General features: G+C 70.4%; 16 protein-coding genes. 4 read left to right on the forward strand and 12 right to left on the reverse strand.

Annotated elements, in window-relative coordinates; genetic code table 11:
- Positions 1 to 91: 91 nt before the first annotated feature.
- The 3 genes from T9R20_RS13725 to T9R20_RS13735 are packed head-to-tail and all read left to right on the forward strand — an operon-like array spanning position 92 to position 1,014.
- Positions 92 to 382, forward strand: a complete 291-nt coding sequence (locus tag T9R20_RS13725) for a hypothetical protein (protein ID WP_322409866.1) — start codon at positions 92 to 94, stop codon at positions 380 to 382.
- Between the two features lie 9 nt (positions 383 to 391).
- Entirely contained in the window at positions 392 to 580 is a 189-nt protein-coding gene (locus T9R20_RS13730) for a hypothetical protein (RefSeq protein WP_322409867.1), read from the forward strand.
- A 35-nt stretch (positions 581 to 615) separates the two neighbouring features.
- Positions 616 to 1,014, forward strand: coding sequence for a RidA family protein (locus tag T9R20_RS13735; protein WP_322409868.1), 399 nt, complete (start codon positions 616 to 618; stop codon positions 1,012 to 1,014).
- Between the two features lie 84 nt (positions 1,015 to 1,098).
- On the opposite strand, the gene coaA is transcribed toward T9R20_RS13735, so the two are convergent.
- On the reverse strand, positions 1,099 to 2,049 hold the full coding sequence (gene coaA / locus T9R20_RS13740; RefSeq protein ID WP_322409869.1) for a type I pantothenate kinase: 951 nt from the start codon (positions 2,047 to 2,049) through the stop codon (positions 1,099 to 1,101).
- 281 nt (positions 2,050 to 2,330) lie between these two features.
- Between coaA and T9R20_RS13745 the strand changes: the two genes are divergently transcribed.
- Complete coding sequence (locus tag T9R20_RS13745; RefSeq protein WP_322409870.1) at positions 2,331 to 3,287, forward strand: Ppx/GppA phosphatase family protein; 957 nt, start codon at positions 2,331 to 2,333, stop codon at positions 3,285 to 3,287.
- A 15-nt stretch (positions 3,288 to 3,302) separates the two neighbouring features.
- Here the strand turns inward: T9R20_RS13745 and T9R20_RS13750 are convergent, their stop codons facing one another.
- From T9R20_RS13750 to T9R20_RS13800, 11 genes are all read right to left on the reverse strand, one after another.
- Positions 3,303 to 3,851, reverse strand: a complete 549-nt coding sequence (locus tag T9R20_RS13750) for a cupin domain-containing protein (RefSeq protein ID WP_322409871.1) — start codon at positions 3,849 to 3,851, stop codon at positions 3,303 to 3,305.
- Positions 3,848 to 5,200, reverse strand: a complete 1,353-nt coding sequence (locus T9R20_RS13755) for an APC family permease (protein ID WP_322409872.1) — start codon at positions 5,198 to 5,200, stop codon at positions 3,848 to 3,850. Before T9R20_RS13755 ends, T9R20_RS13750 begins: the two co-directional genes overlap by 4 nt.
- 294 nt (positions 5,201 to 5,494) lie before the next feature.
- Complete coding sequence (gene glmM, locus T9R20_RS13760; protein ID WP_322409873.1) at positions 5,495 to 6,853, reverse strand: phosphoglucosamine mutase; 1,359 nt, start codon at positions 6,851 to 6,853, stop codon at positions 5,495 to 5,497.
- A 20-nt stretch (positions 6,854 to 6,873) separates the two neighbouring features.
- The gene (rpsI, locus tag T9R20_RS13765; protein ID WP_322409874.1) at positions 6,874 to 7,374 is read right to left on the reverse strand and encodes a 30S ribosomal protein S9; all 501 of its coding nucleotides are present in this window, start codon (positions 7,372 to 7,374) and stop codon (positions 6,874 to 6,876) included.
- Positions 7,375 to 7,400: 26 nt separating this feature from the next.
- Positions 7,401 to 7,847 carry a 50S ribosomal protein L13 gene (gene rplM, locus T9R20_RS13770; RefSeq protein ID WP_322409875.1) on the reverse strand — a complete coding sequence of 149 codons (447 nt, stop codon included), beginning with the start codon at positions 7,845 to 7,847 and terminating at the stop codon, positions 7,401 to 7,403.
- Positions 7,848 to 8,095: 248 nt separating this feature from the next.
- Positions 8,096 to 8,977: an AraC family transcriptional regulator gene (locus T9R20_RS13775; RefSeq protein ID WP_322409876.1), complete on the reverse strand. Its 882-nt coding sequence runs from the start codon at positions 8,975 to 8,977 to the stop codon at positions 8,096 to 8,098.
- Between the two features lie 324 nt (positions 8,978 to 9,301).
- The gene (locus T9R20_RS13780; RefSeq protein ID WP_322412188.1) at positions 9,302 to 10,264 is read right to left on the reverse strand and encodes a glycosyl hydrolase family 32; all 963 of its coding nucleotides are present in this window, start codon (positions 10,262 to 10,264) and stop codon (positions 9,302 to 9,304) included.
- 59 nt (positions 10,265 to 10,323) lie between these two features.
- Positions 10,324 to 11,283, reverse strand: coding sequence for a carbohydrate ABC transporter permease (locus T9R20_RS13785; RefSeq protein WP_416182912.1), 960 nt, complete (start codon positions 11,281 to 11,283; stop codon positions 10,324 to 10,326).
- A gap of 1 nt (position 11,284) precedes the next feature.
- Entirely contained in the window at positions 11,285 to 12,226 is a 942-nt protein-coding gene (locus T9R20_RS13790; protein WP_322409877.1) for a sugar ABC transporter permease, read from the reverse strand.
- A gap of 61 nt (positions 12,227 to 12,287) precedes the next feature.
- The gene (locus T9R20_RS13795; protein WP_322409878.1) at positions 12,288 to 13,574 is read right to left on the reverse strand and encodes a sugar ABC transporter substrate-binding protein; all 1,287 of its coding nucleotides are present in this window, start codon (positions 13,572 to 13,574) and stop codon (positions 12,288 to 12,290) included.
- A 76-nt stretch (positions 13,575 to 13,650) separates the two neighbouring features.
- A complete protein-coding gene (locus T9R20_RS13800) occupies positions 13,651 to 14,703 on the reverse strand; it encodes a LacI family DNA-binding transcriptional regulator (protein ID WP_322409879.1) in 1,053 nt (350 codons plus the stop codon).
- Positions 14,704 to 15,344: the final 641 nt, after the last annotated feature.

Here is a 15,344-nt window from a genome sequence, read left to right on the forward strand (position 1 = left end):
GAGGGCGGCGCGGGTCGGGTGAGGGCGGCGCGGGCGCGATAGAGTGACGGCCGACGTCCGAGACGGGCGTCCCCACCCGACCGGGGGCCGGATGCGAGAACTCAAGCGTGCTCTGCGCCAGCTCGAACGTGCGCACCGCCGGTCGCTGACGTTCGCCGACCGGGTGCAGCGGCGCGACCCCGCCCTTGCCGAGCGCGCGCGGGCCGAGGCGGCCGATGTGGCCCGGGTGATCGGCGAGTACCGGGTGCTGCTCGCGCACGCCCGGGGGTCTCTCGGCGCCGAGACGCCGCTGCCGGCGTCATCCGTTCCCGCCTCCGAGAGCGGCGGACACGTTCCCGCTCCAAATGCCGGGCCGCTTCTGCCCCGCAGAGATGGTCCGTAGGCTCGGTCCGTGAGCCTCGGAGGAATGGCGCGACTGGCCCTGAGGGGGCTGTCGAACCTCGCCCTCGGGGCCTGGCTGCACCGCGACGCGCGGTGGCTGTCCGAGCGAATCGCCTTCGCGGTCGGCGCCGTCGGGATGGGTCTTCTGCTCGCGCGGACCTTCGGCCAGAACCCCCGGCTCGCCGCGCGGAGGCGCTGACGGCGGATGTCGGAGGGTGTCGTCAGACTCGCAGGATGAGCATCGAACTGTTCCAGCCCGCAGGGCTCGTCGTCAGTCCCGCGTTCAGTCACACCGCCGTCATCCCGCCGGATGCCACGACGATCCTCGTCGGCGGGCAGAACGGCGTCGACGAGTCCGGCGCCATCGTCTCCGACGATGTCGCCGCCCAGGCGCGGCGGGCCGTCGGCAACGTGGAGACCGCCCTCGCCGCCGCCGGCGCCGATCTCACCGACGTGGTGTCGTGGCTCGTGCTGATCGACGAGCACGCCGACCTGGCGTCCGCCTACGGCGCCATCGCCCCACTGCTCACCCGAGCCGCCGCGCCGCCCCTCGTCACCGCTGCGCGCGTCGCGGGTCTCGCCGTCCCCGGCGCGCTCATCGAGGTCAGCGTCACCGCGGCCGTTCTGCGCTGATACCCGGGGGTTCCGGCGCGGGCGCGAAGCATCCTCGTCCTCCTCGACCCGATCGCGTTGACGCGGGAACTGATCGGGATCGGGTCAGAGCTTCCGCAGCAGAACGCTCTCCACGGCGTGCGAGGCGGCTTTGCGCAGCACGAGCGTCGCGCGATGCCGGGTGGGCAGCACGTTCTCTTCGAGGTTCGGCAGGTTGATGTCGTTCCAATAGCCGAGGGCCTTTCTCACCGCCTCGTCGTCGCTCAGCTCGGCGAACACGCGGAAGAAAGAGTTCGGGTCGCTGAACGCCGCGTGCCGGAGGGCGAGGAAGCGGGCCACGAACCACGACTCGATGTCGGCGGAGTCCGCGTCGACGTAGATGGAGAAGTCGAACAGGTCGCTTACCGCGACGTCGTTCGGTGCCGGGGGCGGCTGCAGCACGTTCAATCCCTCGACGATCACGACGTCGGGGCGACGGACCGTCACGTGCGCGTCGGGCACGATGTCGTACTTCACGTGGGAGTAGAACGGCGCGCGCGCCTCGACCGCGCCGCTCTTGACGTCGGTGAGGAACTCCACCAGGGCGCGGCGGTCGTACGACTCGGGGAAGCCCTTGCGGGCCATGAGCCCGCGCCGCTCGAGCTCGGCGTTGGGGTGGAGGAATCCGTCGGTGGTGACGAGCTCCACCCGCGGCGTGCCCGGCCACCGGCTGACGAGCTCGCGCAGCAGGCGGGCGATCGTCGACTTGCCGACGGCGACCGACCCCGCGACGCCGATGACGAACGGGGTGGTGGTGTCGGCTTCGCCGAGGAACGCGCTCGTCTCGGCGCCGAGGCGCTTGGTGGCCTGGGCGTACAGCGACAGCAGCCGCGACAGCGGCAGGTACACCTCGGCGACCTCGGCGATGTCGAGGCGGTCGCCGAGCCCGCGCAGCTGCACGACCTCGGTCTCGGTGAGCGGCTGCGGGATCCCCGCAGCCATGCGCGCCCAGTCGTCGCGGGCGATCTCCCGGTACAGCGAGAGGGCCAGCGCGGTGGTCGCTTCATCCACGGACATGGCGCTCATCGTAACCACTCGGGCGCGGGCGCCCGGGCCGCCGCGGGCGCGGCGTCGACACAACTCCTCCGATCCGAGTGCCGAACCCGCCGATTCGGCCGATATCGGGCGGCACGCGCCCGTTTGTGAGGAGTTACGCCGCGCTCCTTGTCCCGAACTCCTGCAGAATCGGCCTCCCCCGCCCCGGAGGGCCGTTTTCGGCCCCGCCACCCCCGAAATGCAGGAGTTCGGCGCACCGACCCTCGCGAACCGCCCGACCTGGCGCCCGCTAGCCTGAACCCGTGCGCCTCGGAGTCCTCGACATCGGCTCGAACACCGTCCACCTGCTGGTCGCCGACGTCCAGCCCGGGGGCCGGCCGCTCGGCACGACCAGCCGGCGCACGGTGCTGCGCCTCATGCGCTACCTCGCCCCCGACGGCTCGATCACCGAGGAGGGCGTGACGGCGCTCGTCGACGCCGTGGCCGAGGCGCGTCGGGTCGCCGCCGACGAGAACGTCGAGGAGCTCCTGGCCACCGCGACCTCCGCCGTCCGCGAGGCGGCCAACGGCCCCGAGGTCATCGCCCGCCTCGAAGCCGCGCTCGGCGAACCCCTCCAGGTCCTCGGCGGCGAGGCCGAGGCCCGCTACACCTTCCTCGCCGTCCGCCGGTGGTTCGGATGGTCGGCCGGTCAGATCCTGCTGTTCGACATCGGCGGCGGTTCGCTCGAGATCGCGGCCGGGTCCGACGAGCTGCCCGAAGCCGCGGCATCCGTCCCCCTGGGCGCCGGACGGATGACGGTGAGGTTCCTGCCCGACGACCCGCCCGGCGAGGACGCGGTCGAACAGTTGCGCGCGCACGCGCGCGACACCCTCCATCCCGTCGTCGGCCGCTTCCGCGCGCTCGACAAGCCCGACCACGTCGTGGGGTCGTCCAAGGCGATCCGGTCGCTGGCGAAGCTGGCGGGCTACCCCGCTCCCGGCTGGACGGGGAGCGAACGAATGCTGCTCCCCCGCGCCGCGTTGGCGTCGTGGATCCCGCGGCTCGCCCGCATCCCCGCCGCGGCGCGGCAGGAGCTCCCCGGCATCACCGCCGATCGCACCTTCCAGATCGTCGCCGCGGCCGTGGTGCTCGACACCGCGATGTCGATGCTGAAGATCGACGAGCTCGAGATCTCGCCGTGGGCGCTCCGCGAGGGCGTGCTGCTGCGCTATATCGAGTCGCTGTCGTGGAGCGCCGCGCCCGCCGACCCCGGCGTCTGAGGCTCGCGTGGGGGCTCAGCCGCAGTTGGCCAGGTCGGTGTCGGCGAGCGGCTCACCCTCGGGGATCACATAGGTCACCCACAGCACGACCGGGATGTCGCCCTCGTTGACGCCCTGATGCACGTACTCGGCGCCCTCGATGATCGCTTCGCCGGCCTCGTAGACGCGCACGCCGTCGGGATGGGTCGGGGCGTAATGGGTCAGCGCGCCCTCCTTCACCACCGCGATCAGCTGCCCGGCGTGGCAGTGCTCTCCCGTGCCCGCGCCGGGCTGCAGGGTGATCTCGCGGAAGGTCACACCCACCCCGTCGGTGCCCGGGGCCACGGCGACCTCGACGGGTTCGTCGATCTCTCCGGCGGCGATGTCGACGGCCGAGACGGAGGGCACGACGGATGCCTCGGGCGAGGCCTGCACCGACAGGGTCGGCGCCTCGGCGGTGGTCGAGGTGGTGGTTGCAGCGGTCATGCCGTCGGGGGCGCAGCCGCTCAGGACGAGGGCGAGGGCGGCGAGGGTCGCGAACACGAGGGCGTTCGCTCCGCGCCGACGCGGGGTGTGTCGGGTCACTCCTCGACCGTAGCGCGCGCCCCGACAGCCCGCATCACCGCGTACAGCACGAGCCCGATCGCCAGCGCGATGGCACCGAAGAGCCACACCCGCGGGCTCTGCTGGGTGAGCAGCAGGATGCACGAGAGCACCCCCGCGACGGGGACCCACGTCCACACGCGGAAGTGCTGATGCTCCACACGGTCGCGCCGCAGCACCAGCACGGCGACGTTCGTCGAGATGAACACGATGAGCAGCAGCAGCACCACCGTCTCGGCGAGGGTGGCGAGGTCGCCGAGGAGGGTGAGCGCGGCGGCGACCGCTGCCGTGACGACGATCGCGACCCACGGGGTCTTCCGTCCGGGCAGCACGCGCGCGAGCGCGCGGGGAAGCAGGCCGTGATCGGCCATGCCGTACGCGAGTCGGCTCGACATGATCGAGGTCAGGAGTGCGCCGTTGGCAATCGCGATGAGCGCGATGATGCTGAAGATCACCGTCGGCAACGGCACGCCCGTCGCCTCGAACACCGCGAGGAGGGGACCGGATGACCCGGCCAGCTCGTCCGCGGGAAGCGCGGCGGCACTCGCCATCGCCACGAGCACATAGACGATGCCGGCGACGGCGAGCGAGCCGAGCAGGGCGATCGGGTACGACCGGGAGGGGTTCTTCAGCTCCTCGGCGACGTTGGCCGAGGTCTCGAATCCGACGAAGGAGTAGTAGGCGATGATGGCCGCAGCGAGGGTCGCGAGCGCCGGGTTCACGCCGGCGGGGAACTCTCCGATGCGCGATAGGTCGCCGCCCCCGCCGCCGAGCATGAGGCCGACGGCGACGACGATGAGCACGAGCCCCGACACCTCGATGATTGTCATCACGATGTTCCCGGTCATCGACTCGCGGATGCCCCACATGTTCAGTAGCGCGAGCACCGCGATGAGCCCGATCGCCGCGACCGGCGGCGCGATCGGCACGAACGCCGACAGGTAGTCGCCGGCGAAGGCGAGTGACAGGCCTGCGACGCTCACGACGCCGGCGGCCAGCATGCTGAAACCGACGAGGAATGACACCACGGGCTTCTTGTAGGCCTTCTCGGCGAAGTAGGCCGACCCACCCGCGCGCGGGTACTTGGTGACGAGCTCGGCGTACGAGCCCGCGGTGAGGAGGGCGAGTCCCAGCGCGACGGCCAGCGGAATCCACGTGGCGCCGCCCACCTCGGCGGCGAGCACGCCCATGAGCGCGTAGACTCCCGCGCCCAGCACATCGCCGAGCACGAAGAGGAACAGCATTGGGCCGGTGATGGCGCGGCGCAGCTTCGTGGCATCGGGTGCGGGCTCGGTCGTGGCGGTGGGCGAGGCGGGAACGTCGTGAGGCATCCGCACACCGTATGCAAGAGCGGATGCCGCGCGCCCGCCCCTTGACAAGTGCCCCATTCCTCCCCGGCCGCGCGCTCCCGCGGCGCGCAGCGCACGGATCGCGCGCAGGGCGAGCAGCGCGGAGCGACGGATCGCGCTGCGGAGAGCGACGGATTGCGCGCATACCGAAGGAGATCGACGCAGCGGAGGACTCTCCGCCGCATCCCCGCCTCCGGCGTGCGGATCTCGTACCTTGCGCCGGTCGCGCGTGCGCCGGTCGCGCGTGGGCCGGTCGCGCAAGGCGCGCGCGACGCGCTACAGCGCCAGGCGCTCCCGCACGACGTCGGCGAGCCGCTCGGCGGACCGGCGCGCCGTCGCCTCGTCGGCGGCCTCCACCATCACGCGCACGAGCTGCTCGGTGCCGCTCGGGCGGAGGAGCACCCTTCCCGAGTCGCCGAGTTCGGCGCTGGCCTCAGCGACAGCCGCCTGGACGGCCTCGTCGTCCGCCGCGCGCGAGCGGTCGACATCCTTCACGTTCACGAGCACCTGCGGGTACACGGTCATGATCGACGCGAGCTCGGCCAGCGTCTTGCCGGTGCGGGCCATCTCCGACACCAGCTGCAGGCCGGTGAGAAGGCCGTCGCCGGTGGTGGCGTACCGGCTCATGATGACGTGGCCCGACTGCTCGCCACCCAGCGAATAGCCGCCCTCGTTCATGGCCTCGAGCACGTAGCGGTCGCCGACCGCGGTCTGGAGCACCCGGATGCCGTGGTCGGCCATGGCGCGGTGCAGGCCGAGGTTGCTCATCACCGTGGCCACAAGGGTGTCGTGCGCGAGCGCGCCGCGCTGCTTCATCGCCACGGCGAGGATCGCCATGATCTGGTCGCCGTCGATGACGTTGCCGTCGGCGTCGACGGCGAGGCAGCGGTCGGCGTCGCCGTCGTGGGCGATGCCGAGGTCCGCCCCGGCGTCGCGGACGGCCGCGGCGAGCTGGGACAGATGGGTCGAGCCCACCCCGTCGTTGATGTTCAGTCCGTCAGGGTCGGCCCCGATGACGGTGACCCGCGCTCCGGCGTCGCGGAACGTCTCGGGCGAGACCCCCGATGCCGCGCCGTGCGCGCAGTCGAGGACGACGTGGATCCCGTCGAGCCGGTGCTCGAGCGCGCCGAGAAGATGCACGACGTAGCGGTCCTCGGCGTCGGCGAACCTGCGGATGCGGCCGACCCCGGCGCCGGTGGGCTGGAGCTTCTCCCACGCCATCGCCGACTCGATCCGCTGCTCGACGACGTCGGGCAGCTTCACGCCGCCGCGGGCGAAGATCTTGATGCCGTTGTCGGGCGCGGGGTTGTGCGACGCCGAGACCATCACGCCGAAGTCGGCGTCGATGTCGGCGATGAGGAACGCCGCGGCAGGGGTGGGCAGCACACCGGCATCGAAGACGTCGACCCCGGATGACGCGAGCCCCGCCTGTACGGCCGCAGAGAGGAATTCGCCCGAAACGCGCGGGTCGCGCGCGACGACAGCCGTGAGGCGCTTGCCGGCGGCGCGGCGCGCCTCGGCGGTACGGCCCTGGCCCAGGACGACCGCGGTCGCCTGGGCCAGGGTGAGTGCGAGATCGGCGGTGAGGGGGCCGTTGGCCAGCCCCCGCACCCCATCCGTGCCAAAAAGCGGCATCCGGGTGGAGCTTTCCGCGATCAGCGCTTGGAGTACTGAGGGGCCTTGCGAGCCTTCTTCAGACCCGCCTTCTTGCGCTCGATGACGCGGGCGTCGCGCGAGAGGAAGCCGGCCTTCTTCAGGGTCGGGCGGTTGTTCTCGGCGTCGATCTCGTTGAGGGCACGAGCGATGCCGAGGCGCAGCGCGCCGGCCTGACCCGAGGGGCCGCCGCCGGAGATGCGGACGATGACGTCGTACGCGCCGGTGAGGTTCAGCACGGTGAAGGGGTCGGTGATCAGCTGCTGGTGGAGCTTGTTCGGGAAGTAGTCCTCGAACGTGCGGCCGTTGACGGTGATGGTGCCCGAGCCGGGGATGAGGCGCACACGGGCGATGGCCTGCTTGCGGCGGCCCACGGCAGCGCCGGGAACCGAGAGCACGGGGCGCTCGACGGCCGCGGCAGCGGTGTCGACCGGGGTCTCGGTCGAGAAGGTCGAGTCGGTGTCGGTGTTGATGGGATCGATGGAGTCGGAGATCTTCGCCACGAGTCTGTCCTTAATGTGTGCGGCGCTTACTGGGCGACCTGGTCGAAGGTGTACGTCTTGGGCTGCTGCGCGGCGTGCGGGTGCTCGGCACCGGTGTACACCTTGAGCTTGGACAGCTGGGCACGGCCGAGGCTGTTCTTGGGGAGCATGCCGCGAACGGCCTTCTCCACGGCGCGAACCGGGTTCTTCTCGAGAAGCTCGGTGTAGGAGACGGCCTTCAGACCACCCGGGTAACCCGAGTGACGGTAGGCCATCTTCTGCTCGCGCTTGTTGCCGGTGAGGGCGACCTTGTCGGCGTTGACGATGATGACGAAGTCGCCGGAGTCGAGGTGGTTGGCGAAGCTCGCCTTGTGCTTGCCGCGAAGCAGTGCGGCAGCGTGCGAGGCCAGACGGCCGAGAACGACGTCGGTGGCGTCGATGACCAGCCAGTCGCGCTGGATCTCGCCAGCCTTGGGAGTGAAAGTACGCGTCACAGTAGTGCTGCTTTCTTGATCGAACGGAGTGGTTCGTGAATCCCGCTCCGGTGGTCGTTCACCCGGACGGATGCCAGGGGAACAGGCCGGTGGAGGGCTCACGTTCGCGGTGGTTGCCGGCAGGCGACGCACCAAAGGGTTAGCTTACGTCATCCGCCCGCCACACCCAAACCCGCGAGGGTGCACCCCCACGCGCGAGGGTGCACGCCCCCACGCGCAAGGGCGAGCACCCCCGCTCGGTCGGACCTTCAGCCCTCTCGCTCGACGGCGAGCCAGAGCTCGGCTCGGCCGGCGTCACCGTCGGCCGAGCGCTCGTGCACCGCGAGGATCTCGGGCGCCGCCACCGTTCGATACGGATGCGAGGGGAACCACTCGCCGTAGGCGTCGGCCCACACCTGCTGCAGGGCATCGAAGAACCCGGTATCGGCGGTGACCTCGAAGGCCACCCAGGTGTGGGCGGGCACCTCGATCACGTCGAAGGAATCCGGGATGCCGCCTGCCGGCCGCCGGGTCGCGACGCCGTAGACGTAGTGGAACTCGCTGCCGTCGGCGCGGTCGGGGGCGAAATCGGTGGATGCCGAGAACGGCCCGGCCGGCTCGGCCATATCGCTGAGCTTTGCCAGATCGTCGGCGGTGGACGCCGGGAGCGACCGGTGGAAGGCGATCATGTCGGGATTCGGCCCGCGGTACACGAGCGGGATACGGGTGCCCGGCCCGACGATGCGGAACGGTTCGAGGTCGTTGATGCGGTGGCGCATGGGGGCGCTCCCTTCAATGGTGAGGCGCAGCGTCAGGCGCGCCTGGGACGTGAGGATGGCACCGGGCCGGCGAGCGTCGTCGGGGGTGATGCCGTGCACCGCGACGAACGCCCGGCGGAAGGCGTCGGCGGAGCCGTAGCCGTACCGGACGGCGATGTCGATGAGGGGCTCGCCGGCCACGACGGCCGCGGCGGCCACGCTCATCCGGCGACGCCGGATGTATTCCGACAGCGGCATGCCGGCGAGCACCGAGAAGACGCGGCGGAAGTGGTACTCCGACGTCACCGCCGCGCGCGCGAGCGCGGCGACGTCGACCTCACCGTCGAGGTTCTCCTCGATGAGGTCGATCGCGGTGTTCCAGCGCTCGAGCATGCCGCCCGCCCTTCCCGTGTCATCCTGCCGACCGGATGGCCGACGTGTCGATGCTAGGAAGGGCAAACGGAGTTATGCCCGACAATCGGTGCCCGGCTCGGTTGGGAGCGAGCGGACCCTCGGCGGGAGCGAGCGGACCCGCGGCGGGAGGGGTGGGCCGGCGCCGCGGGGCGCGTACGATCGGTCGAGACGCGGACATTCCGCAGCGAAACGTACGCGTCTCGACCGAATCTTCGCGCGCCAGCGGCGCGGCCTCGCGCGCGGCGCGGGGGCGCGCGGCGGGCGCGGGTGCGGCGGGCGCGGCGGGCGCGGGCTCGGCGGGCGCTACGCGCGCGGCGCGCCGGCGACCAGCCGGTCGCCGGACCACGCCACCGGCAGCGGGTCGATCACACCCCCGACGAAGCGCCCCTCCTCGTCGACGTGGCGGAACGCGAACAGCAGCCACTGCCCGTCCTCGCGCCGTCGCAACAGCCGGCCGACGTACAGCCGCTCGTCGGTCACGGGGTACGCGGCATCGATGTCGAACGGCCCGAGAACGCTGTCGGCGTTGATCGCCCAAGTGCCTCCCCCGCCGGGCTCCCCCGCTCGCGACGGCATCGCGTGCTCGCTGCCGCACGAGAAGATCAGCACCGGGCGCCCGTCGACGACCTCGACCTGGGTCACCTCGAGCTGCCCGAATCCATGCTCGCTCGGCGCGCTCAGCGGCGGACGCATCTCCCACGAGCGCAGGTCCTGCGACCAGGCGTGACCGATCACCCCGCGTCCGAACGCCGGGCCCTCGGGCGCGCGCGCCGTGATGTACATGTGCCACCCGTCACCATTCGGGTCGGGGAACACCCACGGGTCGCGGAACGCCTCGTCGTGCCACTCCCCCGACTCGAGCGTCTCGTACCAGGGCGCCGAGGCCGACGCCACCGGCCCGGGCGCCTTGGTCCAGGTGAGCAGATCCGGCGAGGTCGCGTATCCGATCCGCTGCACGTTCTTGCCCCCGGCATCCAGCGACGCCCCCGTATAGAAGAGGTACCAGGTGCCATCCGGATGCCGCACCACCGAGCCCGTCCACGTCGCCAGGTCGTCGAACGCCGGCGCGTCGGAGCGCACGAGCGCGTCGGCGACCTGCGTCCACGACGTCAGGTCGGTCGAGACCGCGTGCCCGATCGACGCGCGGTAGTGCCGCGCGTCGGGGTCGTGCAGCGCCCGCGAGGCGTAGAGGAAGAACAGGTGGTACTGCTCGCCGTCGTCGGCGAACCAGTAGTCCCAGACCCAGGAGCCGGGCAGATCGAACACAGCAGACCTTTCAGGTACGTCGACGGCAACGTCGAGAGAAGAAGCGACGGCGACCCGCGTCATCCCTTCACCCCGCTCGCGGCGATCGACGAGACGAACGCGCGCTGGAAGACCAGGAACACGATGAGGACGGGCAGGGTGATGAGCGAGGTGTAGGCCATGACCTCACCCCAGGCGGTGTTGAGCTGGAAGAAGTACTGCATGCCGACCATCACCGGTCGCAGCTCCTCGCGCTGGACCACCATGAGTGGCCAGAGGTACTGGTTCCATGCCGGCAGGAACGTGAGGATCGCCACGGTGGCGAACGCCGGGCCCGAAAGGGGCACGATGATGCGCCGGTAGATCGTGAACCAGCCCGCCCCGTCGATGCGCGCCGCCTCGTCGAGCGACTTCGGGATCGTGGAGAAGTACTGCGTGAACAGGAAGATCGAGAAGGCGTTGGCGATGAACGGCACGATCTGCACCTCGTAGGTGTTGAGCCATCCGAAGTCGTACTTCAGCACCCCGCCCTCGATCACCAGCGTCGGCAGCTGCGCGACCCAGTAGACCATCGGCACCGCGATCGTCTCGAAGGGCACGATGAGGGTGGCGATGATGATCGCGAGCACGACGAACCGGCCCCGCCACGCCAGGCGCGACAGCGCGAAACCGGCCATCGAGTTGACGATCAGCCCCAGCCCCACCGTCAGGACGGTGACGAGCACCGAGTTGAAGAGGAACTGCGCCACCGGCACCCGGTCGAACACCCCGAAGTAGTTGTCGAGGCTGATGTCGCCGACGGGAAGGAAGGCCATCGGCGAGTCGATGTCCTGCAGGATCTGCGCGTCGGGCTTCAGGCTCGAGACGAACATGAAGATCAGCGGGAAGAGGAAGATCACCGCGAACACCGACATGGCGGCGTAGAGGAAGATCTTCCCGGTGCGCCGGCGTCGCTTCTCGCTGGCGTCGGTGGCGATGCGAGCGGATGCCGCGGCGCGGCCCTTCGCCCGGGTGTCCGGGCGGCTGCGGGTGTCGGTCATGTCAGTCCTTGTCCCTCGTCAGGCGCCGCTGGACGAGCGCGATGATGAGCACCGCGACGAAGAAGATCAGCGAGATGGCGGCGGCGTAGCCGATCTCCTGCTGCTCGTAGCCCTTCCGCACGGCGTAGAAGACGATCGTGGAGGTGCTGCCGGTCGGCCCGCCCTGGGTCATCACGTCGATTTGGACGAACAGCGCGAGGGCGGAGATCGTGATCGTCACCAGGACGAACACCATCGTCGGGCGAAGGCCCGGCCAGGTGACGCTGACGAACTGGCGCCAGGGGCCGGCGCCGTCCATCTTCGCCGCCTCGTAGAGCTCTTCGGGGATGGTCTGCAGCCCCGCGAGCCAGATGATCATGTGGAACCCCACCGCCTGCCAGATCGACAGCACGATGATCGCGCCGAGCGCGGTCTGCGGGTTGTTGAGCCAGTCCATGCCCGACCACGCCCCGAAGGTGATCGTGTCGATCATGGAGTTGATGAGGCCGTTGGGCTGGTAGAGGAAGCGCCACAGGATCGACACGACGACGATCGAGGTGACCACGGGGATGAAGAAGATCACCCGGAAGGCGGTGACACCTCGCATCCGTCTGTTGACGAGGACCGCCAGCAGGAGCCCGAGCCCCGCCTGCACTGGTACGACCACGAGGGCGAACAGGAAGGTGTTCCACGCCGACTGGAGGAAGACCGGGTCGTTGGTGAAGGCCCGGACGAAGTTGTCGAATCCGACGAAGCGCGGCGGGTTCGGCGAGATGAGACGGGCGTTGGTGAAGGAGAGCGTGAAGGCGAGGATGACGGGGATGATGAGGAACAGCACCAGCAGGATGCCGGCGGGTGCCATCATCGCCAGGCCCGCCCAGGTCTCGCGACCCTTGGTGGTGCGGAAGCGGCGGGTCGCGCGCTGAGGCGTCTCGGCCGCGACCGTCGGAGGCGTGACAGTCATGAGAAGTCTTTCCCGGATCGTGCGGGCGGGAAGCAGTGGCTCCCGCCCGCACGGTCAGTGATCAGAAGCCGTAGCCGTCGTTGGATTCGATGTTGGCGTCGATCTCGTCCACGGCCCGGTCGAGGGTCCGCTGCACGTCGGCGCCGTTCATGATGTCCTTCGCCGCGGTCTCGAACGTGGTGGAGATCACCGCGTACGCCGGGGTTTCGGGGCGGAGCACCGCGTACTCCTGCGACAGCTCGACGAAGGGCCGGAGCACCCCGTCGGGTCCGAAGTACTCGGAGGCCTCCGCGGCCCCCTCGGTCGCGGGGATGACGATCTGCTTGTCGGCGAACTCGGTGATGTACTCGTCCTGGAAGCTGAACTCCAGGTACTCACGGGCCCCCTCGACCTCTTCGCAGGTCGACGAGATGGCCCACTGCCACGAGCCGCCGCCGATCTTCGGACCAGTGCCGAGGTCCGGCGGCGGGAGGATCACGAGGTCGTCGCCGATCGCCTCGACCGACGCGAGGGCGTTCCAGACGCCGGTGTAGCTGAGCGCCACCTCGTCGTCGACGAACTCCTGGTTGCCGACGGTGCCGCTGGTGGAGGCCAGTCCGTCGGCGAAGAGGCCCTGGAACCACTCGCCCCAGGCGACCGCCTCGGGTCCGTTGAGCGCGCCGTCGGCGCTCAGCATCGTGTCGCGGTCGATGAGGTCGCCGCCGAAGCTCTGCAGGAACGGCGAGTAGGCGTAGGGCCACCACTCGCCGGTGTCTTCGGCGCCGATGTCGATGGGCGTCTCGTAGCCGGCATCCTTTAGGGTCTGGAGGGCGGTGGTGAACTCCTCGGCCGTCCATGGCTCCTCGATCGTCGGGATGCGGATGCCGTTCTCGGTGAGCACCGACTCCCGCGCGAAGATCGACAGCGCGGCATCCCAGTAGCCGGCGGAGTAGATCTCGTCGTTCCACACTCCCACCGCGGTCGGCAGCAGCGAGTCGGTGATCTCGGTGGAGATCCCGAGCGGCTGGATGTACTCGGCCCAGGCCCAGTTGGGCATGATCGGGCCGTCGAGATCGAGCAGGCAGGGAAGATCTCCGGATGCCGCGGCGGCGACGATCGCGTCGTTGTAGGCGCCCTGCGGGAAGGACTCCTCGACGACCTCGTACTGGTCCTGCGAGGCGTTGAAGTCGGAGATGATCCGCTCGTAGACCTCGAGTTCGGCGGGGTTTCCCGCGGAGTGGGTCCACATCGTGATCTGGGTGCGGCCGTCTTCGGAGGTGGTGCTCCCCTGACCGGCCTGTCCGCAACCGGTGAGGGCGAGCGCGCCAATGGCGCCGGCCGCAACAAAAGCCGGGACTGTTCTGCGCATCTGTGATTTCCTGTTCTGGTGACCGACCGCTACGTCGGTCACCGGTCGGGGACCGCTTCGGCGGTCGTTCGGTATCTCAAGTGGTCCGTCGTCGGCTCTGTTTGGCGACGTGCGCCGGCGGCGGGCCCACGGAGTCTCGTCGGATGACGGGACACTCCATGCGGTGCGTGGCGTCGCTGTCCCCATCCGCGCGGACGCCGAGCGCGACCTCCATCGCCCAGCGACCCATCTCGTAGTGGGGCAGGGCGACGGTGGTGAGGGGTGGGTCTTGTTCTGCGGCGACCAGCAGCTGGTCGTCGTATCCCACGACGGACAGATCGTCGGGGATGCGCAGCCCGCGGCGGTGTGCGGCGTTGTAGACGCCGACGGCCATGCGGTCGTTGAAGGCGAAGATGCCGGTCGGCCGCTGGGCCTCCGGCAGATCGAGGAGGCGTTCGGCGGCCTCACGGGCGCCCTGCGCCGTCGACTCGCCGCCGCGGATGTGCAGGGCCGGGTCGATCGGGATGCCGGCCTCGGTGAGCGCCTCGTGGTACCCCTCGAGGCGGAGGAACGAGGCGATCGGGCCGTCGGAGGTGTCGAGGTACGCGATGCGGCGGTGGCCAGCCTCGATGAGCACGCGGGTCGCGGCGTAGCCGCCCTCGCGGTCGGCGGGCACCACGCTCGGGAAGCCGCCGTGCTCGGGGCGGCAGTCGAGGAATACGGTGCCGGCCGGAAGCGACGCGGGCACCTCGACGACGCGGTGCCACATGCTGGCGTAGATCATCGCGTCGACCTGTTGGGCCCGCAGGGCCGCGATGGCGTCGCGTTCGACCTCGTCGTCGCCGCCGGTGTCCACGAAGATCACGAGGTGGTCGTTCTCGCGGGCGGCGTCCTGCGCCCCGGCGAGCATGCGCCCGGCGAAGGGCGTGGTGGCAATGCGGTCGGAGATGAGGCCGACGGTGCGGGTCTGGCGGGTGCGGAGACTGCGTGCGACAGAGCTCGGGGCGTAGCCGACGGCATCCGCGGCCTCGCGCACCCGGCGGCGCGTGCTCTCGGAGATGCGGGACTCGACGTCGTTCAGAACCAGGGACACCGTCGTCACCGACACGCCGGCGGCGGCGGCGACGTCGGAGATGCGGGGCCGGCTCATGTCACTCCATCGTGAGGTGATAAATCGATTTATCAGATTATGCACGGCGGTGCCGCCGGCGTCAACCCTCCGTCCCGCGCCCCGGAGCGACGGGCGCGGAGCGCGGCGCCCCTCCCGCGAGGGTGCACTCCTTGCGCACGAGGGTGCACTTTGTCCCTCGGAGGTGAACTCCCTGCACGCCCGCGGGGATCACGTGAGCCCTCCGCCGCGCGTACGATCAGCCGAAGCGCGTACAGTTCGGCGCGAAACGTACGCGTCTCGACCGAATCTCCGCGCGCCGGTATATCAGAATCCCGGATGACGCGAGCCGGCCGAACCCCTATGCCCGAAACGTCGAGCGCCCAAACCCGAAGGTTCCGACTCTTGCGCGACGGCCCGCCGTACAGTCATCCCAGGAGGTCCCCGCCTCTCGCGCGCGCCGTGCCCAGAAATGGTCGCGCCGCCGCCGCCCGTCCGCCCCGTCGGGCAACCCCGCCGATGATCCGAGAGGGATCCGTGTCGACGATCGCCACACCCACCACCCGGTGGATCGATGGTGTCGCGACACCCTCCGGCAGGCCCGGTCGTCGCAGCTTTCCCCCGCTGCCGACCGTATAAGCGCAGGCGCCGGGACTGCGACGCCCCCCGCCCTCGGTCCCGGC

Source organism: Microbacterium invictum (assembly GCF_034421375.1).
Classification (GTDB): Bacteria; Actinomycetota; Actinomycetes; order Actinomycetales; family Microbacteriaceae; genus Microbacterium; species Microbacterium invictum_A.